Source organism: Thermosynechococcus sp. HY596, from assembly GCF_030518715.1.
Taxonomy (GTDB): domain Bacteria; phylum Cyanobacteriota; class Cyanobacteriia; order Thermosynechococcales; family Thermosynechococcaceae; genus Thermosynechococcus.
The window spans coordinates 40,953-61,115 of the sequence record NZ_CP130346.1; the positions used below are offsets into that span (position 1 = coordinate 40,953).

Here is a 20,163-nt window from a genome sequence, read left to right on the forward strand (position 1 = left end):
TTAGACTCGTCTTCACTCTCAAGTGTTCCCACAGATCTCTGTAAAATTACAGGGAGCTCCTCTATAGCCCCAGTAGTTTTTTCTTGGCCGCTTGGAACTCCGCTTCTGAGAGTAGTCCCTGCTGATACATGGTCATCAGTTGTTGCAGTTGCTCTAAGCCAGAGGAACTCGCCGAAGCACTGGTTTCAGGTGTTGGTTCGGGTTGGGATGGAGGTGGTTCAGGAGCAGGGAACGTTGGTGTGGGGCTAGGGGCTGGTGTGCCTTGAGCCAATTGATAGGTTTGGATCACCTCTTGGAGAATGGCGGCTTCTCGCTTATATTCAAGGCTGTCGCGTCCCCCAGCTTTGTGGAGTTCTTCCTCGCGTCGCTTCAAGTAGTTCAGTAGATGCTCATAGAGGGCTTGCTTTTGTTCTGGGGTTTCGGCTGCTTTGAGAATAACGGTCACTTGGCGCTGAATTTCCTCTAAGTCGGGACGGCAGGCCAACACCTCTAGGACTTGGGTCACCTCCTCCCAGTTGGCGGCAATGTCCACATCTTCAAGACCAACGGCGGTATGGCGGGTGTAGCGGATGGTGGCTTCGCGGGTGGCGCGGTTTTCTGCTTGTTTGAGGACATCAAGGGCGCGAGCAATCACCACCAGTTTTAGAATTTGGGGGTTTTCTGGAAAGACATCCCAGAAGGGGGGATCCTTTTGCAGATGTACGGGGATGGGCAAATCGCGGTTTTCTCCCCGCAGGCGGGCGCGTTTGGCGGTAATCATTTGGCCTCGCCAATCTTGGTAGGACTGGCGCAGTTCGGGCATGCCCTCAATACAGCGTAGGGAAAAGCCCCCCATCTCTTGGACAAAGACAATGCGGTGGCGTTCGCGATCGCCCAAGGGCTTAATGTCATCACTGGTAATGCTCTGGCCATTCGGTTTGACGAGGTTCTTGAGCAGGGGAATCAGTTTTTTGGCAGCCAAATCAGCCGTATTTTCACCGCCAACAATGGCGATATTGGTATTCACTGAAGGAGTAAAGCCAGCATCACGACCACTCATGACCGCTTGGGAGAGCAATAGCAGTGGCTTTGATTTTTGGTAAGCCATGCGCAGGGCATTGAGGATCTCCGCTTCATCATTGCGATAGAACTGCAACAGGCGATCGCAGGCGGTGAGATCCCGCACAAGGCGGCTCTCTTCTGGGGCATTTTGCACGGTGCGCCGTACGGTTTCTTGGATAATCTCCCGCAGGTCACTTTCTTGGACATCCGCTAGTTGTGCCAAATCCAAGAGACGCATCACCTCATTGGCGGCGCGGGTTTCCTTCCAGAGGGGACTCGCCTCCTGCAACACCGTTGCTGCCGTTGTGGTACAGAGTTGGTTTAGACCAATGGCAAATGTGGACTGCACCCCGGTATTGGCACCCGCATAGCGTTCCACCAAGTCTTGATAGAGGCCATTGAGTTCTTGGCGATCGTAGAGCTTCACCCCATTGATTCGCAGGGCATCGGCACTATCCGCTTGACTATCGGCCATCGCCTTGAAACCATCCCGTAAATTGAGGAGCCGCTGGTTGAGCTTGGCAAGACGTGCCTCCATCCCCTGCAGCCATTCCTCTAGTTTGTCCATCACCTCCTTGGCCAGAAAGCGGGCTTTAGCTTGAATGATGGCATTGAAACTGCCCTCAATGCCTTCTAGAGCCTGCTGGCAGAATTCCTCCATTTTCGCTTGCTTGGAGATGCCAAAGAGAGTGCTAAAGTGCTGGATATCCTGCAGGGCATTTTCGTATTGCCGCTGACGATTGGTGATATTGGGTTGCCAAGTGTGCTGAATTTCGCGGTCATATTTTTCCTTCTGACTGACAAAAATTTGGCGAATTTGCAGCAGAAAGGCATTGGCAAACTTGGGTCCGCGATTGCGATCTTCAACAATGCGGTAGAACTCCTCCTCAAGACTTTGGCGAGCCTGCTGGATAATTTGATTGCGGTTGTCGTACATGCGCTGCAAAAAGTCACCGTGGAGACGCTCATCGGGGCTAAGTTCGCGCAAGTGGGCAGCACGGTAATTGTCCACCTGTTCACTCAGCCAAGGCACAAATTGCAAAATTTTGCCTCTTTCGGCACCAATCATGCCCCCTACCCCCTGTTGGGTACATTCAAGGCGGTTTTCACGGCTAATTTGATTGCGTAGATCATTCACCCAGCGGGAAATTTCCTGCATGTAGGGGCGATCGCCCGCTGCTGCTAAGGCCAGTACCAAATCCATATCCAGCAAGTTCATGGGTTTCAGGAGACTCTGGGTCACCTCTAAAAGCTGGGGTGGCAATTGCACCGATTCGTTCAGCCACCAGTGAATAAAGTCTTGGCAAAGGCGATAGGTCAAGGAGGCGCGAATTTGGGCAATGGGAATTTCGACACTGGAGAGGCCAAAGGCCATAAAGCTCTTGGGATAGCCCCGCCCCCCGGCATCCTGAGAGGCCCAAGCCGCCTTAATGTTGTCGCGAATCGAGCGTTTGTGGGGCGCAAAGTCAGAAGTGAGATCCAAAAAGATATTTTGGGCAATCATCTCACGGATCTCATCGAGCTTGAATTCATTCTCGCCATTTTTAGTGCCCACGAGGTAGGTAAAGTCAAAGGGAGGACAGTTGTAGCGCACTTCGTCGCTGAGGCTGCTACTAAATTGCGCCACGTACTCGGTGCGGTAGTCGGCAAAGTAACTGAGTTCCATGAGGGCGGCATAGCCATTGGCCAGCACGCGATCGCCGACACTAATGGCTGCAAAGGCATTGGGCATGGGCACAATTGCCGTGACGAGGGGACTCGACTGCCCCTTGAGCCAATGGCGCACACAATAGCCGAGGTCAATGAGCATACCGCTACCCGTGCCCCCAGAGAGGGAACCTGTAATAAAGACATTGAGGCTACTATTGTTGACCTTGAGGCCATAGCGGCTTTGCATATAACTTTCGTGGCCTTTAACGCGATCGCTGGCCGCTTGGAACTTTTGTTGAATCGCATGGTAGTTGCAAAAGAAGGCAAACCGACCACAGGCACGGATTTGACCCGCCCCAGCCTCTAGGGCGGTAATGTTGCGCTCCAGTTCCTTGGGAAACCAAGAGGCAATCCACGGGTAGTTGTCGAGGTTTTGAATGATTTGCTGCACGTTTTTGCCACTGACACTGGCCCAGTGCTTTTCGTTGTCCTTGAGGGGAGAGCCAGCGGCGAGGGGGTTACTCACTTTGTAGTCGCGATCGGTGTCAATGGCGAGGAAGCTAATCACGGGAAACTGCTTCAGGCTGCCGTAGGTTTCCTCCACCAGTCGCCGCACCCGCGATAGCACCTCAATGCCTGTACCTCCCACGCCAACAATTACTGTCGGAACAATCGACTTTTCCTCCACCTGTGCAGGCATGATTCCCGTCTCCGTGACCAGTCATCCCCATCCTAGCAAGGATGTCCGCCAAGTCTGGAGTGGCCTGTCCATGAATACCATCCCTCAGGAGAGCAGAGGACCGTGGTAGTAGGAGACTCATTGACTGGGAACTGGTGCGAATCCTCTCACGGCAGTACCCTGTGGATTTCGGGGCTGGTTCATTCCCCGATAGGCAGCAGGGAGCAGCAGCAGTTGCCAAAATTTGAGGCGCCTTCACGATAGATTGAAAAATGTTTGCGCCCTGAGTATTGTCATGACAGCTTCTTCTTCCGTTTCGACAACAACTGCCCCTTCCCTAACACCGGTGGCGGTACCCCGCCGGGATCTCACTGTGCCGCTGTGGTTAGCGCTGGCGATCGCTGCCGTTGCTACGGTGATCCTTTACATTTTCTTTTTGCCCCTTCAGGGCACCTACCTTGGCCAACTGCTCCTCAATCGTGGCTGGACGCAACCCGTGGCTGTCTTTTTTGCGTGGACAGTTTTGGTGTTTACGATTTTGAAGGCGATCGCCCTCTTTCAACAAGCACCCAGCCTGCGGCAAATCTGGATTCCCGCCAACTACCCCTTCACCTCGATGCGGGATATTTTGCAACTGCAGCAAACCCTTGCCCAACGGCGGACGCTGCTGCCCAATCGCTGTGCCCGTGTTTTAGGCGCCTTTCTCAGCAGTGGCCAGCGAGAGATTGCCGTTGAAGCCGCCGCAGAAGAGAGTGGCAGTGCCGCAGCCGCCACTGATGCCTCCTATACGATTCCCCGTGTTCTCGTCTGGGCGATTCCCCTGCTGGGCTTTATTGGCACCGTGGTTGGGATTAGCCAAGCGGTCAGTGGCTTTTCCAGCTTTTTGGAGACGGCTCAGGACGTGAACCAAATCAAGGAGGGGATTGGCGGTGTGACGACGGGGCTAGCAGTGGCCTTTGATACGACCCTCGTGGCCTTAGTGCTGAGTGTGCTGGTGATGATTCCGATGGTGATCGTTGAACGCTGGGAGAATAAGCTGCTGCTGCAAATTGACACCTACATTAACGATCAACTGCTGCCTCGCCTCCCCGTTACGCATACGTCCGCAGGGGTGGATCGCGACACTCTCCAAGAAGTGATTCAGGAAACGATTCGCACGGAGCTGCCCACGCAGGAACGGCTGCAACAACTCTTGGACAACTTAAATCAACTGGCCCGTGCCGTGGTCAGGGATCGGCAGCAATTTGTGGCCACACTGGAGGAGCGCCAGCAACAGGCCATTGAGCAGTTTGAGCGCCTCGTGACCCAGATTCAGCACAGCCAAGGGGAACTACTGGCGCACGTCAATCGGGAACAGACCGCCATTGCCCAAGAACTGCGGCAACAGAGTCAGTACATTGCTCAACTCTTGGCCGAGAGCGATCGCACTCTGCAACAGCGGTTACAACTGTTAGAAACCCTCAACCAAGCCCTGCAAGCCCTCGCCGATACGGGTAATCTGCAACTGCTCCTCGATAGCCTCAACCACACGCTGGGGAATCTGCAACCGGTGCTACGGCAACTGGCACAACCTCGACGGGTAACGCTAGTGGAGCAGCCGAGTTCCTTGGATGGGGGCGATCGCCCAATTTAGAGGTTAGACCGCGAGGAACCGCTGAATCACCTCTTGACTGAGATCACGGGTGGGGTCAGAGGCAACAATGCCCCCCTTTTGCATGGCATAGTACCAGTCTGCCTCACGGACAAAGTGGAGGTGCTGCTCCACTAGGAGGACAGAAATGCCTCGGACGGCAATAATGCGACGAACTGCCGCCTCAATCTCAAGGATAATCGAGGGTTGAATTCCCTCGGTGGGTTCATCCAATAGGAGAAGCTTGGGTTCGCCGATTAGGGCGCGGGCGATCGCCAACTGTTGCTGCTGCCCGCCGCTGAGATCTCCGCCCATGGGGTGGAACCTGAGCCATACACCAAAAATTTCCGTCGTCCGAGTCCAAATTGTTGAGCCATGGGGTTTTGCTGTCTCGTATAAGCAATAATCCCCCATAGGCTAAGGGGACGTTATTGGCGCAAACTGTATCCTAGGCTACAAGGTTTCAGCGATCGCTCCCCACGGCTAATTACCTTTTGTAAAAAAGTGTATTGACTGCTACGCAACTTCAACCCGGTGGCCACTGCATGGCTCGCCCGCCCAACAGGTGCAGGTGCAGATGATAGACGGTTTGACCGCCATCGGGGCCATTGTTAATGACAATCCGATAGCCATTGGTTAAACCCTCTGCCTCAGCAATGCGTTTCGCCGTCAGCAGCAGGTGCCCCAGCACACGGTGATCTTCCGGTTCTGCCAAGCTGAGTTGGGGAATCGGCTTTTTGGGGATGACCAGAATATGCACGGGGGCTTGGGGGTTGATGTCACGAAAGGCCAGACACAGCTCATCCTCGTGAACAATATCCGCTGGAATCTCGCGGCGAATGATGCGGCTAAAAATGGTTTCCGTGGTCATGGTTTCACTCCTCACACATGTCTAATGGTTTAGGGATCCACCCAGCGGCCATCGGCTTTGATTAATTCCACAAGGGCAGCCACCCCTTCAGATTCCGGCACCTTTTTCACTTCCTCACGACCGCGATAGAGCGAGATATAGCCGGGTTGTTTGCCCACATAGCCATAGTCGGCGTCGGCCATTTCTCCCGGTCCATTGACAATGCAGCCCATAACGGCAATGTTGAGACCCGTCAAGTGTTTGGTGGCTTCGCGGACTTTGTGCAGCACTTCCTCAAGGTTAAAGAGCGTGCGCCCACAGGAGGGACAGGCCACATACTCCACCATGGTTCGCCGCAGACCCAAGGCTTGTAAAATGCCGTAGCAGACAGGAATTTCTTTTTCGGGGGCTTCGGTGAGGGAGACACGAATCGTATCGCCAATACCTTCGGCAAGGAGGGTGGCAATGCCAGCAGTGGATTTGATGCGGCCATACTCGCCATCGCCGGCTTCAGTGACTCCCAAGTGGAGGGGGTAGTCCATGCCCAGTTCGTCCATGCGCTTGACCATAAGGCGGTTGGCGGCAATCATCACGGGTACCCGTGAGGCCTTGAGGGAAATTTCAAGATTGTAGAAATTCAAAGACTCGCAGATGCGGATAAATTCTAGAGCCGATTCCACCATGCCTTCTGGGGTGTCCCCATACGTAAAGAGCATCCGCTCAGCAAGAGAACCGTGATTGACGCCAATGCGCATGGATTTGCCCTGATCCCGCAGCGAGATCACCAGTGGCTCAAGGGTTTCGCGAATTTTGGCACCAATTTCCTCAAACTCGGCTTGGGTGTATTCAGTGCGATCGGGCTTGGGTTTCTCAAAGACGTATAGCCCCGGATTGATGCGTACATTGTCCACATACTTGGCGACTTCGAGGGCAATTTTCATGCCGTTGTGGTGGACATCGGCAACCAAGGGCACAGGTTTGTAGGTTTTGTAGAGGCGATCGCGAATCTCTTCCATGGCTTTAGCATGGGCAAGGCTAGGCACTGTCACCCGCACAATTTCACAGCCAATTTCATGGAGACGACGAATGGCGGCTACTGAGCCTTCAATATCTAGCGTGTCTTCATTGATCATCGATTGCACCGCCACAGGATGACCGCCCCCAATGATGACAGAGCCAACGGGCACAGGACGGGTTTTGCGACGGACAATGGCGGTTTCTGTCGGAGTAGCTTGAACAGGACTCGGCAGCGTTTGCATAGGATGTAAGTGGCCAAATTGCGCAACTTCTCCCTTTCAGGATGCCATAGAAGCGGCAAGCTGCGGCAGGCGATCGCCCCCCAAGAGATTTGCTATAATTCTTTTGGAACCTAAAAAATACTCAAATGTCCCCTTCATTGTTAGCGGCAGCCTTTAACAACCCTAGCGCTGTTTCTAGCACCCGAACTGCTGTCGCCGGAGGCAAGTGACGCAATTTGGCAAGAATCTCAGTCACCAGTTGTTCTTCTTCGCGGTTGGTGACATCCGTTTGGTTGAGGTAGGCGATAAAACTTTCTAAATCCTCAAAGCCAAAAACACGACACAACTTTAATAGATTTTCAGTATTTGGAAATGAGGCCATATTTTCCCATTTTTGCAAGCAGGTATAGGAGATTCCCAGCTCGGCGGCAAAGGCACGTTGACTGCGTATCCCCCGTTTTTGGCGTAGCAGCCTAGAGAGTTGTTTTCGAGAGAGTGGACTAACCATGCGGAACCTAAATAGACCCTTGGAAAGGGCACTGCGTCTTTCAATAACTTTACATGTCAACCTCATCAATGAATACCCCCACTACCTTGTCAAAAGTTGTCGCTTGACAACCTTATTGCCCGCAATTAACATTGAATTGTTGGGCACAGATTGATAACAGCACTATGCATCCTGAGGACATTAAGGCAGAATTGCGAAAACGGGGCTGGAATGGCGCCAAAATTGGCCAAAAGCTAGGGGTTTCCCGTCACTGTGTATCGGCAGTGATTCGTGGCCGCTCCCGCTCGGCAATGATTGAGAAGGAAATAGCAACGATTCTTGAAAAGCCTCTTTACGTTGTTTTCCCCGACTACTACAGTTGTCAATCCCCCTCGGATTAATTTTTCTCTCTAATTATCTATCTTTTAGTATAGCCTAACAATTAGAAAAATTTTACTTTGACAACTAACTTTTAATTTTTCGGTGTATTCCTGAAATATTTCTTATTAGTGCAACCATTCCTTTGATAGGCTCAAACGAAACAAATGAGGGGGACACTTGCTGAATATATTTGCCTTTTCCCTGAGCCGATCGCGATCGTGAATAGTAGCGGTGAAATTCTAGCAATCAACGATGGTGCCTCGCTCTTTTGGCAACAGGATGCAGAAGCCTTAATTGGTAAATCCCTCGCAGCGCTGCTGCAACAATCGCCGGAGCAGGTAGAGGCATGGTTAAAGCTCTGTCAAAGCAATGCCCAGATGTTGGCTGCCCATTTTCCAATTCCCAACCCTGAAGCGGATCAGTGGGTTATTGAAGGCATTGGCGTCAATCTGGATGATGAACCTGCGATTTTGACGCGGATTGTTCCTAGCTTTTGCCACAATCAGCAGTTACTCGCTGCCCAGTTGCAACAACTACAGGCCGAACTGGCTCGGCAAATTGCCCTTGTGAGGGAATTGCAACAATGCCAACAAGCCCTAGAGCAGGAAAAACAGCACCTCCAGATCCTTGCGGAACAGGATCCCTTAACGGGGTTAGGCAATCGTCGCTTTTTTGACATAGCATTGAATCAGCTCTGGCAGCAGGCTCAAGACCAAGGCCATGCCTTGACACTAGCGTTAATTGATGTTGATGATTTCAAGGCCTATAACGATCGTTGGGGTCACTTGGCGGGCGATCGCGTGCTGCAACAGGTGGCTCAAACCCTTAAAGCCCATCTGCGCTCCAACGATATCATTGCTCGCTACGGCGGTGAGGAGTTTGCCCTTGTGCTCTCCCATGTTTCTGCTGATACGGCTCTACACATTGTTGAACGAATACTCCATCATGTTCGAGAGATGAAAATCCCCCAAGGGGAGAGGGCGCACCATCCCTACATAACCGTCAGTGCTGGGTTATGCTTTGTTCCTGCCAAGGCAAGTGAGGGCACCTTAACGGAGATTTTTGCCATTGCTGATGCCGCCCTTTATCAGGCCAAGCAACAGGGGCGCGATCGCTGTATTCTGCTTGAGTGGTCACAATAATGGGTCTTCTAATCCTCAGTGCTGCGATACTGGTTGGCGATCGCCCCCGCCTCCGCTAGGATAAACTTGAGTTGCGTTTCCGCCAATGGCTATGAATACTGCACCGAACTACTTTATTGCCAGCCAAATGACGATTGAGCCGCAGATTATTGTGGCGCAGAAATTCAAAGATACCTTGGGGGAAGACGTTTCTAAGGCGTGGGCAAACTTTGTCGATTCTGGCCAACTGTGGGCACTGATTATTGGTCTGGCCATTGGCTGGATTTTTGGCAAGCTCCTGAATTTTTAGCCCTGAGAACTGCCTGTGACCGCCCAACCCCAGCCTTGGAGCCAGCGCTTTGAACAAGCCCTCCATCCGGCGATCGCCCGCTTTAATGCCAGTATTGGCTTTGATATTCGCCTCATTGAATACGACCTCACCGGCTCCCAAGCCCATGCCCGCATGCTGGCAAAAACGGGGATTATTTCCCCTGAGGAAGCCGAAACGCTGATTCAAGGCCTAGAGCAAATTCGCCAAGAATACCGCGCGGGTCAGTTTACTCCCGGTATTGAAGCGGAGGATGTGCACTTTGCCGTCGAACGCCGCCTCACAGAACTGGTGGGGGAGGTGGGTAAGAAACTGCATACGGCGCGATCGCGCAACGATCAGGTGGCCACCGATATTCGCCTTTACCTGCGCTCAGAAATTGACCATATTCTTCGACAACTGCGACAGTGGCAGCGCACTCTTTTGGACTTAGCAGAATCCCATGTGGAAACGCTCATCCCCGGTTACACCCACTTGCAACGGGCACAACCCCTGAGCTTGGCTCACCATCTGCTGGCCTATGTGGAAATGGCCGAGCGGGACAGCGAGCGACTGCGGCAAATTCGTGAGCGGGTGAATGTCTCTCCCTTAGGAGCTGGGGCACTGGCGGGCACAACGTTTCCCATCGATCGCCACTACACAGCAGCATTGTTGGGTTTTCGCGAACCCTATCGCAATAGCCTCGATGCCGTCAGCGATCGCGATTTTGCCATTGAATTTCTCTGTGCTGCTAGCTTGATCATGGTGCATCTATCGCGGCTCTCGGAGGAGATTATTCTGTGGGCCTCTGAGGAATTTGCCTTTGTCAAGCTCACCGACACCTGTGCCACGGGTTCTAGCATCATGCCCCAAAAGAAAAATCCCGATGTGCCGGAGTTGGTGCGGGGCAAAACAGGACGGGTGTTTGGCCATTTGCAAGCCCTCTTGGTGATCATGAAGGGGCTACCCTTGGCCTACAACAAGGATCTCCAAGAAGATAAAGAAGCCCTGTTCGATGCTGTTGATACTGTGCGTGCCTGTCTAGAGGCGATGACGATCCTGATGGCGGAGGGGGTGGTGTTTCAACCGCAACGCTTGGCGGCGGCGGTGGAGAGTGATTTTGCCAATGCCACGGATGTCGCCGATTACTTGGCCAGTAAGGGGGTGCCCTTCCGTGAGGCTTATAACTTGGTGGGGCAGGTGGTGAAAACCTGTCTTGCTCAAGGGAAATTCCTCAAAGACCTCAGCCTTGAAGAATGGCAAGCCCTGCACCCCGCCTTTGCAGCGGATATTTACGAACGCATTGCACCGCGACAGGTGGTGGCTGCCCGCGATAGCTACGGGGGCACAGGGTTTGATCAGGTGCGCCAAGCCCTTGCAGCGGCTCGCGATCGCCTTAATGATTTTTAATGAAAAATGGTGTCATTTGCCCTTAGCCTGAGAAATAGACTGTACTTACGGTCGCTTTTAGAAACAAAACGTTGCAAATTTTTAAGAAGGATCTCGTGATGACGACGTCTCTAGCGACGAAATTGCGCGAAGGCACCAAAAAAGCCCACACCATGGCCGAGAACGTTGGCTTTGTGCGTTGCTTCCTCAAAGGCACCGTGGAAAAAAGCTCCTACCGCAAACTCGTTGCCAGCCTCTATCACGTTTACAGTGCTATGGAACAGGAGATGGAACGGCTCAAAGACCATCCCATTGTGGGCAAGATTTACTTTCCGGAGCTGAACCGCAAAAACAGCCTTGAGCGAGATCTCACCTACTACTTTGGTTCCAATTGGCGGGAAGAAATTACCCCCTCGCCCGCGACTCAAGCCTATGTTGCCCGCATCCACGAAGTGGCGAACACCGCCCCCGAACTGTTGGTGGCGCACTCCTACACCCGTTACCTTGGCGATCTTTCCGGCGGCCAAATCCTCAAGGGGATTGCTGAGCGTGCCATGAATCTCCAAGATGGCGAGGGTACGGCGTTTTATCGCTTTGAATCCATTAGTGACGAAAAGGCCTTTAAGCAACTCTATCGCCAACGCTTGGATGAGCTGGCCGTAGATGAAGCAACGGCGCAGCAGATTGTGGATGAGGCCAATGCCGCCTTTGGGATGAATATGAAGATCTTCCAAGAACTGGAGGGCAACCTCATCAGAGCCATTGGCCAGTTGCTCTTTAATACCCTCACCCGTCGCAAACAGCGCGGCAGCACCGAGTTGGCCACTGCCGAGTAGCCTAGAGGGTAAAGTTAAAGGCCTTGACCAGCATCCCCGGCACAGTCATACCCCCAAGGGAACGACGTTCATAGGTGTCGGTGTTGGCAACCCAAACGGGGGTGTCCGTCAGGGCTTCGAGGTTGTCTCCCCAAAACTCATAGAGACTGTCATCAAAGCGCAGGTCTGTAATGGGTGCAACAATTTTGCCCTGCTCTACCCAAAAGCAGGCATAGCGGGTCATGCCGGTCATGCGGCCATTGGGGCGATCGCTCCAGTTGAGGTAGTGTAAATTGCCCACATAGAGACCCGTATCGAGGGCAGCCAGCACCTCCTGCTCTGGTAGCGTGCCCGGCAAGAGGAGGGGCGATCGCAGGGTTTCCTGGCGGTTGGCACCATTGGCCACGAGGTTGTATTCTTGAGCGGTGCGCCGACTAATGAGTAACGTTTGCAATTTCCCGCGATCAATCAAAGACAAGCAAGGGGGCGCAATATCGCCATCGGCATTAAAGCGGGGCACCGTTCCTGTGGTAAAGTCCTCCTGCAAACTAAAGAGGGGAGAGAGGGTTGCCCCTTCCCGTAATTTGGCGAGGGCACTGCCGCCTTGGCGATAGGCCGCTTCACTCACGGCTCCCCAAGAGAGCATGCCCACCAGTTCAGCTACCGCTGCCGGGGCAAAGTAGGTGCGATAGCGTCCCGCTGCTAACTGACGGGGAGGCTGTTCCAATTGTGCTAACTGCTGGCGATCGCCCTCAATTTGAGCTTGATAGATGGCAGTGTCCCAATGGGTACTGGCATAGCTATTTTTCACCGCCTTGCCCGCCGCTGTAAAGAGAGAATAATCCAAGCAAAACGTTTCCGTAGCAAACCAGTGCTCCTGCCCAGCGGAGTTAAAGCTCCCACGAGCGATCGTGCCGCCACTGTAAATGCCGACAAAATCAAGGCCCTGGACAGGTGTCAGAATCGTTTCTACGACGGCCTCAGGATCAGGTAAGCGACCAAGGTAGGTATCCTGAATGGAACCGGTATCCGTTGGTGGCACGAGGTAAGGATCCACAGGGAGTTGCACCGTTTCTGAACGCAATGCGGCCAAGTGATCTAGGGCAGCCGCTAGATCTGCCGTTCCCGTATAGGGAAACGAGGTGCTAGCCGTCCGTTGCTGCGATTGCAACCGCAGGGTCACCACCGTATCTTCTACGGTGCCAATTTGCCGCACCCGCGCCCGATTGAAGCGGATAAACTGGCTGGATTCACTGGCAATTTCAACGAAAAGCGCCTCTGTCGGTTTCAGGGCAGCAAACAGCTCATGGCTCAGGTGCTGAGCAGCAGAAAAGTCAAGGGTCATGCGGTGCAGAGTTGTTGTGAAGATTCTCAAGGGTATTCCTTAGGTTAGCGCATTCCCCCCTGCATATCCTTCAAGCGTCTTGCATTGTAGCTCTCCCTAGGGCACGCTGAGACAAGAATCCCTTAATAGTTCCGCTTCATGTATCTGGTCACGGGTGCCACAGGACAATTGGGTTTGCGGGTGGTGCGCCGCTGTATCACGTTGGGGCTACCCGTACGAGCCTTTGTGCGCCTAACGAGCCAATACGATCTCCTCAAGGAATGGGGTGCCGAGATTTTCATTGGCGATCTGCAACAGCCCCGCGATATTCAGGCTGCCATGGCGGGCGTGGAGGCGGTGATTTGCTGCCATGGTAGTCAGTTACTCAGCCGTGCCATTCAGGCCATTGATTACCGTGCCACGTTGGATGTGATTCAGGCGGCTCAGGAACAGGGGGTACGCCATATAACCTTGATTTCTCCTTTGGTGGTGACGGGCGATCGCCAGCAGTCCCCCTTTCTCAAGGCCAAGTACGAAGTCGAGCAGGTGCTCATCAGCAGTGGCCTCAACTACACCATTTTTCGCTGCCCCACCCTTATGTCTAGTTTGCTGCCCCTTGCGGAGCGCTTTCAGCAGACGGGGGTTTACATTGTCCTTGGAGATCCCCAGCACCGCCTGCAACTGCTCAGTCCCGAGGATTTAGCCCGCTGTATTCTCATGGCTAGTCAAGCCAGCCAACCGGCCATTTTTAGCTTGGCACATCCAGAGGTCTTAACCCGCCAAGAGATTGCCGATCGCCTTGGTCGCTTTTTCAATAAACGCCCCTTTGTCATGACGGTTCCCCTAGGCGTGATTGACGGCGCTCGTCAGTTTTTGGGAGTGATGAATCGGGATCTTGAGGCCAGCCTAGGAACGCTGCGAACCCTATTGGCCTATGAAAGTCTCTGCCCTGCCAGTGAAATTGAACGTGCCCAAACCTATTTTCAACTCTCCTTTGAGTCTTTAGAGACCTTCTTGGATCGCTACTTCTAGCTGGAGATATCCCCACAGGGGCGATCGCGATAGGCCTGCCAATAGCGATTAAACGTGGCCCAGTCAAAACTACGCGGATCCATGCGCTCCCCAGAGCGATCCACCGCCGCATGGGTGGTTACCCGTTGGAGATCAATGCCGGTTTGGGACACTAGCCAAGCCAAGGCGCGGTATTGGGCATCGGTATAGCCTGCGTGCTGGGGACGATCGTGGCGACCTTGGGGCGGTGTTTCCAAGGAAAAGTGGAGGGCAAAATTGTTCACCGAAGGGGCAAGGCGAGGATTGGTCTGCACCGTTTCCCTGCCAAAGACAGAGTTGCCCGCACCATAAGCACGCTTTGACCAAGGCACTAAGTGCAGCAGCCACCCCTGCAGGGTGATCAATTCATGATAGCTGGCTTGATCTTCATCGCGGGGATGCGGCGTTTGGAAAAAGTTGAGGGTGGCTTGGGCGGAGGCCACGGTTTCATGGAGAACAATCAGGGGCGGGTAGGTCACCACTTGACCCCGAATATCGGTACGGTAGCGATCGCCAAAATTGGTGCGGTCGATGGGGACACTGTACCAAGGGGGCGTAAATAAACACTGTTGATGAACTTGGCGGACTTGAGCAAAAAGGCGTTCATAGGCGGCGCCATCACTGCGTTGTAGAGGCAGCAGGGTATTCTCTGGCAGCGGGGGTGAGGGCGATGAGTCCGTTGGCGGATCAAATTGGGGATCATCAATGGAGACCGCTTGACTCAAATCAAGGGGGCGATCGCCACTGGGGATAGAGCCAATCATCACACTCCACAGGGACAGCACAACCACAGTAGCGATCGCCAGCGAAATCATCCACCGCAGGCCTCGGAAACGATGCAGCATAGGCAGAACGGAACCAATTTGGCACAATACAATCAAACCCTAAGCCGAAAATTTGGGATCAGCAAGCGGATGATTATCGTTCTAAAAAGTGGCACCCCCGGTGAAGAGATTGAGCGGGTCAGCGCTGAGATGCGCACTTGGGGACTCACCCCCGAAAAAATTGTGGGCAAGCACAAGGTAGTTATCGGCCTTGTCGGCGAAACTGCGGAACTCGATCCCCTGCGGATTCAGGAAATTAGCCCTTGGATTGAGCATGTGCTGCGGGTTGAGCAGCCCTTCAAGCGAGCCAGTCGCGAGTATCGCCACGGTGAACCCAGTGAAGTGGTGGTGCCAACGCCCAACGGCGAAGTTATTTTCGGCGAAGGTCATGATGTGGTGGTGGTGGCAGGGCCTTGCTCCGTTGAAAATGAAGCGATGATCCTTGAAACAGCGCAGCGGGTGAAAGCGGCGGGTGCCAAGTTTCTCCGCGGTGGCGCCTATAAACCCCGTACCTCCCCCTATGCCTTCCAAGGCCATGGTGAAAGTGCCCTTGATCTGTTGGCAGCAGCAAAAGAAAAAACGGGCTTGGGCATCATTACCGAAGTCATGGACGCAGCGGATCTAGACAAAATTGCCGAAGTAGCCGATGTGCTGCAAATTGGTGCCCGTAATATGCAAAACTTTTCGCTTCTCAAGCGGGTGGGTGCCCAGCCCAAACCTGTGCTCCTGAAACGGGGGATGTCTGCCACCATCGAGGAATGGCTGATGGCGGCGGAGTACATTTTGGCGGCAGGGAACCCCAATGTGATTCTCTGTGAACGGGGCATTCGCACCTTTGACCGTGAATATACCCGCAATACCTTGGATTTAGCAGCGATTCCGGTGCTGCGCAAGCTCACCCATCTGCCGATTATGATTGACCCCAGTCATGGCACCGGCTGGGCAGAATTTGTTCCGCCGATGGCCAAAGCCGCCGTGGCCGCGGGCGCCGATGCCCTGATGATTGAAGTGCACCCCAACCCAGCAAAAGCCCTCTCCGATGGTGCCCAATCCCTCACGCCCGATCAGTTTGATGAGTTGATGCAGGCCCTGCAACGTCCCCTTGTGAGTCTCAGTCGATAGGCTGCCGAGATGACCGATATGCTGGTCAAGCTCTACGAGCTAGCGGTGGATTGGCCCGCCGTCATGGCGCATCAGCAGCAGGGAATTCACTACCGCCAGCCTTTGGGGTCAGAAGTAGACTGGATTGTCCAGTGGGTGGGCGATCGCTTTAGTGCCGGTTGGCGCAGTGAAGTGGCTCTTGCCTTGAGCCAGAGACCGCCCCGCGGACTGATTGCAGTTGAAAATGGCGAACTTCTAGGCTTTGCCTGCTACGATGCAGCCGCCCTGGGACTGTTTGGGCCAATGGCTGTGGCCGAACCCTATCGCGGGCGGGGGATTGGTCGCCTGCTGTTGCAGTTAACCTTGGCTCAGATGCAGGCAGCGGGCTATGCCTATGCCGTGATTGGCTGGGTTTCCTCAGAGGACTTTTACGCAAAGACCGTTGGTGCCATGCCGATTCCCAATTCGCGGCCCGGACTCTGGCAAACGGCCTTAAACCTTGGGCAGGGGTCTAACCCGTCAGGGTCTTAACCAAGATGCCAAGAACAAACCCCAAACCGGCAAAGCGCACAAACTGCCAAAAGTTTTCTTGAGCCAGAATGTCCTGCCAGCGTTCCCGTGCCGCCTCCCCCAGATGAAAAAGCAGTGTGAGGCCAAACTCCGCCTCTAGTTGCCGCAGCTCTTGGACGAGGCGATCGCGCTCTTGATCTAGGGCAGCCTGATTACGTCCTTTTAACCGTGCTTGGGTGGCTTTGATCTGCTCGTACTCACGGTAAAGCTCTGCCATCCGTGTTTGCGTCTCTTCATAAACCTGACGCACCTCATCTTGGGGTTCCACAACCTAGCCCCCATGACTGCGGGGATCATCACTGCGTTGGCGGGCGAGGGAACTCGTGAGTTGGGACATTTCACCCGTCAGTTGACCGTAGGGCAAGGGGAGGTTATTGCTGAGGGCTTCAAGATTTTTGGCCATCACTTCCTTGGGTTGGAGGCCGATCGCCACTGCTTGGGGTTCCAATTGCCGATTCAGAAAGACAAAATGGGGAATGCCATCCACATTAAATTGCTCAATTTCCGGTAGCCACTTAGTGTTGTCCACATTCAGCATGACGAAGTTCAGGCGATCGCGATATTGCGCCTTTAATTCCCCCAAATCCTTGGCCATCGAACGACAGGTGCTACACCAGTTGGCGTAAAACTCCAAAAGTGTCGGCTTGCCATTGACTTGAGCCTCCTCCCAAGGGGTGGCTTGGCGGGCTTGCTCGGCGAGGGTGAGGGGTTGATTGCTACTGCGCAGACCCGCCAATAGGGCAAGACTAATGAGAATGGCGACAACAGCAATCACAAAATTCCGTAACCGTTGACCACTGGCTGCCGTTGCTGCTCCCATAGGGCATTCCTTGCACGTCTCAACACGTTGATCCTAGCGGATTTTCTTCGCAAGAGTTGACCCATGTTGACGTACAGCGCTTTTCATGGAGATTGAAGGGGCTTGAAAGGTTCAAACTTCTGTAGCACAAGCTCCTATCCGCTTTGTGTACCGTTATTTTATAAATGGGCTATACCTTTGCTATGATAGATATTCTGGAACTTGGGCGGTTAACTCAGTTGGTAGAGTATCTCGTTTACACCGAGGCTGTCGGGGGTTCGAGTCCCTCACCGCCCATCAAGGATTCCCTAAGACTCTTCGCTATCTTTAATCTGAGATTGCCGCTGCTGGCGTAACCATGTGGCTTCATCCAAGCTGTCTTTGGCCACGACGATGTACTCATTCTCTTGGCGATCGATAATTAAAATCTCCTGACCATGCTGGGGGGTGACCGTTGCCCAAGGGGGGAGCACTGCCGGCAGAATCAGCCGATTGCGATTGGCATCCAAAACACTCACTTGGCCAATACCAGTACCACTGCGGGGAATATGGGCAGAACTGACGTGGCCACTGCACCCCAGCAGGCGATCGCGACTGGTATCTTCACTAAACTGCGCAAAAATTTGCCCCAAAGGCCGTGAACACAGCCCCCCAATTGTTAGCGCCAACAGCAGTGCCGCGATCGCAATCACCCCAGACCACACCACCCCCGGCCAACTGCCACTCAGGGTGTAAAAGAGAACATTAAAAAACCAGCCCAGCACGCCCAAAAGGCTAAAGTCTAAGGCGAGCAAGAGAATGAGGGACGCTCTCCCCACCCCCAACCAATGCAAAATTGTCAGAAATGAGATGCCCTCCTCTAGATCGACCTCCACTTCCAAGGGATCGGCATCTCCCTCTAGGTCGACCTCTTCAGCGCCCACATCGCCAAGGATCACCGTCAAAAAGAGCAAGACCCCCATGCCCAAGACAATCCAGTAGGGAGTGTGAATCAAGTGAAACAGCATTGCCTTAGTACATAAAGGGATTTTCAGGCTCAGGAATCGGCGTTATCGTCTCAGCAACCAATACCAATTGGCGGCGGTCGTTGAGGGTTTCTGTGGTCATCCGACCTTCAACGCGAAACCACTGATCCTGGGGATAGGCTTGGCGCGATCGCCCCAATTTCACGGGCAGTCCCACAGGATAGGCATCCGCTGCACAACAGGTAATGACAAAACGGGTGAGCGTGAGATAAGTCTCTGGCAGTTGGGGACTATGGACCGCAAATCCCTCAACGCGAGCGGGCAACCCCCTATAGGCATCGGGTTCGGGATAGACATCAAGGGTGCGAATCCAGTCAATGAGCGTGCGCTCCTCAGGCCGTTGATTGAGGCGAAAGGCCACTGGACTATTGCGGGTCACTGTCAAGCCATCCTCGAGACCGCGATGAATGGCCGTGGCACTATTGAAAGGACGAGGCGTAATCACCAACCCCACCACTGCCGCAACAATCAGAATACTGAGCGTCCAACGAGCCGGTAAGAGCGCAACATGCTGCACAGGTGTCACTCGCCCCCGCCACAACCGCCACCCTTGCCAACCACTCACAGTAACTAAAAGAAACCCAGCGGCGATCGCCAGTCCAAAGTAGTTGGGGTGAATCAGTAACCCCAGTCGCCCCTGCAACCAATATCGGAGAAACAACATTCCCCAGAGGAGGAGTGCCACAACCGTCCACCACTCTTGCTGTAGCCAGCGACGGCGCATCATCATGCGTTGGACACGCGGAGAATAGCGATTGGAGGCGCTAGAAAACATGGGGCGGTGGAAAATTCGCCATCCCTAAACATTCTAGGGGGAATCCTGCCACTGCGGACTTAGCTCACGAAAGTTAAAGAGGGTGGCCTTGGGATGACACTGGGCACAACCATCGAGGGTGACGGGCTGCGGCACCGCAACACGGGGATGGAGGATACGAAAGAAGGGCGATCGCCCGACGCGAAAGGGAATTTGGGCATCGTTGGGCAGGGGTCGAGAATAGGTGCGCAAATAGTTCCACAGGGGAACCAACTCTGGACGGGGAATGGGTTCGAGGGTTGCGCCGTAGTGATTGGTATCTTGAATCAGTACCTGCCATGCCTGAGTGGGCAATGTTTCCGGGGGGACTGCGAGATGACAACTGCCACAGCGCCGTAGATAGATTTGCGCTCCCAACTGGGCATTCAAGGGCAAAACATCGACGGTACCGCTCAAGTCTGGGGTGGCGATCGCTGCTAAGGCTGTACCCACTAGGGCACAGAGCATCAAAAGAACTGCCCCTACCCCCCAGCGCCAGTGTTGTCTAATCTTGGATATACTCAAGCCCTTCATCCAAACAAAACTGTGCCCGCATCAATTCACGACCGAGATAGGCCGCATGGTCAAACATCGTCACCAGTTGGCGATCCTTTTCAAAGAGTTCAATACACAACTCCTTGGCTGTTCGACCGCTGAGTACTAGATCGGGTTCCCGCGTTACTTTCCCTTTGGTGGGAATGGGTTCCCCCGTATCGGGATCCACCGCTAAGCCCTTCTCATTGATGTCATTGGGATAGTGTTTCATCCAGATCAGTTCTTGCGCAGGGTCAATGTAGATAATGAAATACCCTGCCGGATCGAGATGAATAAATCGCTGCGATAGCTTGTTGTCAAGCGCCGTGCGTTCTGCTTTGCTCAACGCCTATCTTTCCTCTAATGGATCCACCCTTTATTGTACGGCGAACTCGACTGGAATCTGCGGGCGGAGCCTTGAGTTTTGGGACATTCGCGTTATAATGAGAATTGTGCAAAAATTTCGGCTCAGTAGCTCAGTGGTTAGAGCAGGGGACTCATAAGCCCAAGGTCGCAGGTTCAAATCCCGCCTGAGCCACTCCCTATGACGATTCA

At 53.7% G+C, this 20,163-nt stretch carries 21 protein-coding genes, 2 tRNA genes and 1 pseudogene; 11 read left to right on the forward strand and 13 right to left on the reverse strand.

The genetic code is table 11. The features are described from left to right. Window positions 1–61 precede the first annotated feature (61 nt). Window positions 62–3,391 (reverse strand): tubulin-like doman-containing protein, encoded by a 3,330-nt coding sequence (locus QYC28_RS00205; protein ID WP_302679649.1) that lies wholly within the window; start codon window positions 3,389–3,391, stop codon window positions 62–64. Window positions 3,392–3,665: 274 nt separating this feature from the next. Between QYC28_RS00205 and QYC28_RS00210 the strand changes: the two genes are divergently transcribed. Continuing rightward, complete coding sequence (locus QYC28_RS00210; protein ID WP_302679650.1) at window positions 3,666–5,003, forward strand: MotA/TolQ/ExbB proton channel family protein; 1,338 nt, start codon at window positions 3,666–3,668, stop codon at window positions 5,001–5,003. Window positions 5,004–5,006: 3 nt separating this feature from the next. Here the strand turns inward: QYC28_RS00210 and QYC28_RS00215 are convergent. The 4 genes and pseudogenes from QYC28_RS00215 to QYC28_RS00230 all read right to left on the reverse strand — a co-directional run. After that, window positions 5,007–5,315, reverse strand: a pseudogene (locus QYC28_RS00215) (ATP-binding cassette domain-containing protein); the annotation flags it as partial. A 211-nt stretch (window positions 5,316–5,526) separates the two neighbouring features. After that, a complete protein-coding gene (locus QYC28_RS00220) occupies window positions 5,527–5,871 on the reverse strand; it encodes a histidine triad nucleotide-binding protein (protein ID WP_149817064.1) in 345 nt (114 codons plus the stop codon). 29 nt (window positions 5,872–5,900) lie between these two features. Beyond that, entirely contained in the window at window positions 5,901–7,109 is a 1,209-nt protein-coding gene (gene ispG, locus QYC28_RS00225; RefSeq protein WP_149817066.1) for a (E)-4-hydroxy-3-methylbut-2-enyl-diphosphate synthase, read from the reverse strand. Between the two features lie 121 nt (window positions 7,110–7,230). Further along, on the reverse strand, window positions 7,231–7,596 hold the full coding sequence (locus tag QYC28_RS00230; RefSeq protein WP_190278126.1) for a helix-turn-helix domain-containing protein: 366 nt from the start codon (window positions 7,594–7,596) through the stop codon (window positions 7,231–7,233). A gap of 164 nt (window positions 7,597–7,760) precedes the next feature. On the opposite strand from QYC28_RS00230, the gene QYC28_RS00235 reads away from it, so the two are divergent. The 5 genes from QYC28_RS00235 (at window position 7,761) to QYC28_RS00255 (ending at window position 11,609) form a co-directional block, all read left to right on the forward strand. Beyond that, window positions 7,761–7,976: a helix-turn-helix domain-containing protein gene (locus tag QYC28_RS00235; RefSeq protein WP_149817070.1), complete on the forward strand. Its 216-nt coding sequence runs from the start codon at window positions 7,761–7,763 to the stop codon at window positions 7,974–7,976. 144 nt (window positions 7,977–8,120) lie between these two features. Then, a complete protein-coding gene (locus QYC28_RS00240; protein WP_302679651.1) occupies window positions 8,121–9,098 on the forward strand; it encodes a GGDEF domain-containing protein in 978 nt (325 codons plus the stop codon). 91 nt (window positions 9,099–9,189) lie between these two features. Continuing rightward, complete coding sequence (locus tag QYC28_RS00245) at window positions 9,190–9,387, forward strand: hypothetical protein (protein ID WP_225901602.1); 198 nt, start codon at window positions 9,190–9,192, stop codon at window positions 9,385–9,387. 15 nt (window positions 9,388–9,402) lie between these two features. After that, a complete protein-coding gene (gene argH / locus QYC28_RS00250) occupies window positions 9,403–10,794 on the forward strand; it encodes an argininosuccinate lyase (RefSeq protein ID WP_302679652.1) in 1,392 nt (463 codons plus the stop codon). Between the two features lie 98 nt (window positions 10,795–10,892). Further along, a complete protein-coding gene (locus tag QYC28_RS00255; RefSeq protein ID WP_302679653.1) occupies window positions 10,893–11,609 on the forward strand; it encodes a heme oxygenase (biliverdin-producing) in 717 nt (238 codons plus the stop codon). 1 nt (window position 11,610) lies between these two features. Here the strand turns inward: QYC28_RS00255 and QYC28_RS00260 are convergent, their stop codons facing one another. Then, window positions 11,611–12,933: a TldD/PmbA family protein gene (locus QYC28_RS00260; protein WP_399375249.1), complete on the reverse strand. Its 1,323-nt coding sequence runs from the start codon at window positions 12,931–12,933 to the stop codon at window positions 11,611–11,613. Between the two features lie 138 nt (window positions 12,934–13,071). Here QYC28_RS00260 and QYC28_RS00265 point away from each other — a divergent pair, with 138 nt between their 5' ends. After that, the gene (locus tag QYC28_RS00265; RefSeq protein ID WP_302679655.1) at window positions 13,072–13,944 is read left to right on the forward strand and encodes an SDR family oxidoreductase; all 873 of its coding nucleotides are present in this window, start codon (window positions 13,072–13,074) and stop codon (window positions 13,942–13,944) included. On the opposite strand, the gene QYC28_RS00270 is transcribed toward QYC28_RS00265, so the two are convergent. After that, window positions 13,941–14,807, reverse strand: coding sequence for a peptidoglycan recognition family protein (locus QYC28_RS00270; RefSeq protein WP_302679656.1), 867 nt, complete (start codon window positions 14,805–14,807; stop codon window positions 13,941–13,943). The two genes, QYC28_RS00265 and QYC28_RS00270, sit on opposite strands and share 4 nt — an antisense overlap. Before the next feature lie 69 nt (window positions 14,808–14,876). Here QYC28_RS00270 and aroF point away from each other — a divergent pair, with 69 nt between their 5' ends. After that, window positions 14,877–15,908: a 3-deoxy-7-phosphoheptulonate synthase gene (gene aroF, locus QYC28_RS00275; RefSeq protein WP_286649754.1), complete on the forward strand. Its 1,032-nt coding sequence runs from the start codon at window positions 14,877–14,879 to the stop codon at window positions 15,906–15,908. A gap of 9 nt (window positions 15,909–15,917) precedes the next feature. After that, window positions 15,918–16,418 (forward strand): GNAT family N-acetyltransferase, encoded by a 501-nt coding sequence (locus QYC28_RS00280; protein WP_302679657.1) that lies wholly within the window; start codon window positions 15,918–15,920, stop codon window positions 16,416–16,418. On the opposite strand, the gene QYC28_RS00285 is transcribed toward QYC28_RS00280, so the two are convergent. Further along, a complete protein-coding gene (locus QYC28_RS00285) occupies window positions 16,399–16,725 on the reverse strand; it encodes a hypothetical protein (protein WP_149817088.1) in 327 nt (108 codons plus the stop codon). The two genes, QYC28_RS00280 and QYC28_RS00285, sit on opposite strands and share 20 nt — an antisense overlap. Before the next feature lie 3 nt (window positions 16,726–16,728). Continuing rightward, window positions 16,729–17,277, reverse strand: a complete 549-nt coding sequence (locus tag QYC28_RS00290) for a thioredoxin family protein (RefSeq protein ID WP_149817090.1) — start codon at window positions 17,275–17,277, stop codon at window positions 16,729–16,731. A gap of 203 nt (window positions 17,278–17,480) precedes the next feature. Here QYC28_RS00290 and QYC28_RS00295 point away from each other — a divergent pair. Beyond that, a tRNA-Val gene (locus QYC28_RS00295) sits at window positions 17,481–17,553 on the forward strand. A gap of 11 nt (window positions 17,554–17,564) precedes the next feature. Here QYC28_RS00295 and QYC28_RS00300 read toward each other — a convergent pair. The 4 genes from QYC28_RS00300 to QYC28_RS00315 are packed head-to-tail and all read right to left on the reverse strand — an operon-like array spanning window position 17,565 to window position 19,954. Then, complete coding sequence (locus QYC28_RS00300; RefSeq protein ID WP_302679658.1) at window positions 17,565–18,263, reverse strand: OB-fold-containig protein; 699 nt, start codon at window positions 18,261–18,263, stop codon at window positions 17,565–17,567. 4 nt (window positions 18,264–18,267) lie between these two features. Then, on the reverse strand, window positions 18,268–19,056 hold the full coding sequence (locus tag QYC28_RS00305) for a TIGR03943 family putative permease subunit (RefSeq protein WP_149817094.1): 789 nt from the start codon (window positions 19,054–19,056) through the stop codon (window positions 18,268–18,270). Window positions 19,057–19,089: 33 nt separating this feature from the next. Continuing rightward, a complete protein-coding gene (locus tag QYC28_RS00310) occupies window positions 19,090–19,542 on the reverse strand; it encodes a diheme cytochrome c (RefSeq protein WP_226971977.1) in 453 nt (150 codons plus the stop codon). Window positions 19,543–19,579: 37 nt separating this feature from the next. Next, a complete protein-coding gene (locus QYC28_RS00315; RefSeq protein WP_149817099.1) occupies window positions 19,580–19,954 on the reverse strand; it encodes a DUF4346 domain-containing protein in 375 nt (124 codons plus the stop codon). 119 nt (window positions 19,955–20,073) lie between these two features. On the opposite strand from QYC28_RS00315, the gene QYC28_RS00320 reads away from it, so the two are divergent. Continuing rightward, window positions 20,074–20,146: transfer RNA gene (locus QYC28_RS00320), tRNA-Met, on the forward strand. The last annotated feature ends 17 nt before the right edge of the window (window positions 20,147–20,163 follow it).

What these genes read in the sequence shown, in the direction of transcription:
- aroF (WP_286649754.1), top strand. Translation starts at nt 14,877, where the DNA reads ATGATTATCGTTCTAAAAAGTGGCACCCCCGGTGAAGAGATTGAGCGG.
- QYC28_RS00240 (WP_302679651.1), top strand. Translation starts at nt 8,121, where the DNA reads ATGAGGGGGACACTTGCTGAATATATTTGCCTTTTCCCTGAGCCGATC.
- QYC28_RS00245 (WP_225901602.1), top strand. Translation starts at nt 9,190, where the DNA reads ATGAATACTGCACCGAACTACTTTATTGCCAGCCAAATGACGATTGAG.
- QYC28_RS00310 (WP_226971977.1), bottom strand. Translation starts at nt 19,542, where the DNA reads ATGCTCTGTGCCCTAGTGGGTACAGCCTTAGCAGCGATCGCCACCCCA.
- QYC28_RS00235 (WP_149817070.1), top strand. Translation starts at nt 7,761, where the DNA reads ATGCATCCTGAGGACATTAAGGCAGAATTGCGAAAACGGGGCTGGAAT.
- QYC28_RS00270 (WP_302679656.1), bottom strand. Translation starts at nt 14,807, where the DNA reads ATGCTGCATCGTTTCCGAGGCCTGCGGTGGATGATTTCGCTGGCGATC.
- QYC28_RS00205 (WP_302679649.1), bottom strand. Translation starts at nt 3,391, where the DNA reads ATGCCTGCACAGGTGGAGGAAAAGTCGATTGTTCCGACAGTAATTGTT.
- QYC28_RS00300 (WP_302679658.1), bottom strand. Translation starts at nt 18,263, where the DNA reads ATGCTGTTTCACTTGATTCACACTCCCTACTGGATTGTCTTGGGCATG.
- QYC28_RS00220 (WP_149817064.1), bottom strand. Translation starts at nt 5,871, where the DNA reads ATGACCACGGAAACCATTTTTAGCCGCATCATTCGCCGCGAGATTCCA.
- QYC28_RS00290 (WP_149817090.1), bottom strand. Translation starts at nt 17,277, where the DNA reads ATGGGAGCAGCAACGGCAGCCAGTGGTCAACGGTTACGGAATTTTGTG.
- QYC28_RS00230 (WP_190278126.1), bottom strand. Translation starts at nt 7,596, where the DNA reads ATGGTTAGTCCACTCTCTCGAAAACAACTCTCTAGGCTGCTACGCCAA.
- QYC28_RS00210 (WP_302679650.1), top strand. Translation starts at nt 3,666, where the DNA reads ATGACAGCTTCTTCTTCCGTTTCGACAACAACTGCCCCTTCCCTAACA.
- ispG (WP_149817066.1), bottom strand. Translation starts at nt 7,109, where the DNA reads ATGCAAACGCTGCCGAGTCCTGTTCAAGCTACTCCGACAGAAACCGCC.
- QYC28_RS00265 (WP_302679655.1), top strand. Translation starts at nt 13,072, where the DNA reads ATGTATCTGGTCACGGGTGCCACAGGACAATTGGGTTTGCGGGTGGTG.
- QYC28_RS00260 (WP_399375249.1), bottom strand. Translation starts at nt 12,933, where the DNA reads ATGACCCTTGACTTTTCTGCTGCTCAGCACCTGAGCCATGAGCTGTTT.
- QYC28_RS00305 (WP_149817094.1), bottom strand. Translation starts at nt 19,056, where the DNA reads ATGTTTTCTAGCGCCTCCAATCGCTATTCTCCGCGTGTCCAACGCATG.
- QYC28_RS00255 (WP_302679653.1), top strand. Translation starts at nt 10,893, where the DNA reads ATGACGACGTCTCTAGCGACGAAATTGCGCGAAGGCACCAAAAAAGCC.
- QYC28_RS00280 (WP_302679657.1), top strand. Translation starts at nt 15,918, where the DNA reads ATGACCGATATGCTGGTCAAGCTCTACGAGCTAGCGGTGGATTGGCCC.